This window comes from Methanospirillum sp. (genome assembly GCF_035406105.1).
Classification (GTDB): domain Archaea; phylum Halobacteriota; class Methanomicrobia; order Methanomicrobiales; family Methanospirillaceae; genus Methanospirillum.
Window position 1 is genome coordinate 1 of record NZ_DAONKG010000347.1, and the last position, 1,542, is coordinate 1,542.

Consider the following 1,542-nt stretch of genomic DNA (forward strand, 5'->3'; position numbering starts at 1 on the left):
TATCAAGCGTCCAGTTTCCCACATGAGCGATACTCTGGCTTCTTTGCAGATTAGAGAGAGTTTTTGCTGCTTGTTCTTCGGCAGTTTTTTGTCTGGTTATATCCTCAATGATTATTCCAAACCGGTACCCTCTGCTTGTCTGTATGGGAAAGGTGACCTGCCGCATATACCGGGGATTACCGTCCGGCCCCAGAATCTCTGAAACAATCGGTTCACGAGAGACAGGAACTCCGGTTTTCAGGGAGTTCTTAATCTTTGCTTCCATCTCTTTCAGGCACCCGCTGCTTCTCCTTTCGGGAAGCATCATCCGGTACATGATGTCCCACGCCCATCTGCCCTGTGCTTCTTCTCTTCCAATTCCGGATATCCTTTCAGCAGCAGGATTCCATTCGATGATTCTTCCTTCCTCATCGACCACGATGACTGCTTCTGCAGTATTTTCAATAAATGAACGAAGCCGGGATTCACTCTCACGAAGTGCTTCTTCACTGGATTTCCGTTCGGTTATATCGACTGCCTGGACCAGAAGTAACTCATCATCACCTGATGGTATGACATCGCCTGATATGAGTACATGCAATATTTCTCCCATTTTGGTTCTGATTTCGGTCTCATAATTATGGAGATATCCTCTGGTTTGCAGTTCATGAAGCAGTTCATTCCGTTTTTCTGGTGTCAGGATGAGAAGTTCAATGGATGTTTTTCCGATGACCTCTTCTTTTGTAAAACAGAGCCTTTTGAGGAATGCATCGTTAACATCAATATATCTGCCGGTTTTGAGATCGGACAGTCCTGCAATTGCCGGATTTGCATGAAAGACTTTTGAAAAGCGCTGTTCCGATACAAGAAGGTCTTTTTCTGTCTTTCGTCTCTTGACTGCCTGCCTGATCTTGTGACTCAGCTCGGCAAACTGGGCCTTTGGGTCTCCTCCTTTTTGCAGGTAAAAATCAACCCCGTTATTTATGGCTTCAATGACGACCTCTTCCCTTCCCCTGCCGGTAAAGAGGATAAAAGGCATGTCCGGGTATTTCTCCCTAATTTTTTTTAAAAACGCAATGCCATCCATATCAGGCATCAGATAATCTGATATGATTGCATCATACGTTGGTATTGATGGTGATTCTGCAAGACCTACAGCAGTTAATGAGGTGTCAACGATATATTCTCCATTCCTCTCCAAAAATAGTTTTGCAAGGTCCAGAAGGAGTTCTTCATCATCTACATAGAGGACATGGATCATGATTGAGGGGGGATGACTTCTGATGTCTGGTTTTATAAAATCTGGATTCCTGCTTAGTATTAAGCAGATAAGTGGAAAACCATTTTGACTACTACTGATATCTCTGTGTAACTATTAACATTTTGCTTATGTTTCAGGAATTTTTCACCATAGTATTGGTTTCTATTCAAACCTGTACTATATGAAGAAAGGGGAGTATGCCGGGAAGACATAGGGCAGACTGATTCAGTTTATCAGAACCACTATGGTTGTTATCTGATCACCGATCGCCTTCATGACCGGTGTGATGGTCCAGCAGGCAG

The 1,542-nt window shown here is 43.6% G+C and carries 1 protein-coding gene; it reads right to left on the reverse strand.

Going from position 1 to position 1,542, the window contains the following annotated elements:
• Positions 1-1,240: response regulator (locus PLA23_RS13335; RefSeq protein ID WP_324475525.1), on the reverse strand; the 1,240-nt coding region annotated here is incomplete at its 3' end.
• Positions 1,241-1,542: the final 302 nt, after the last annotated feature.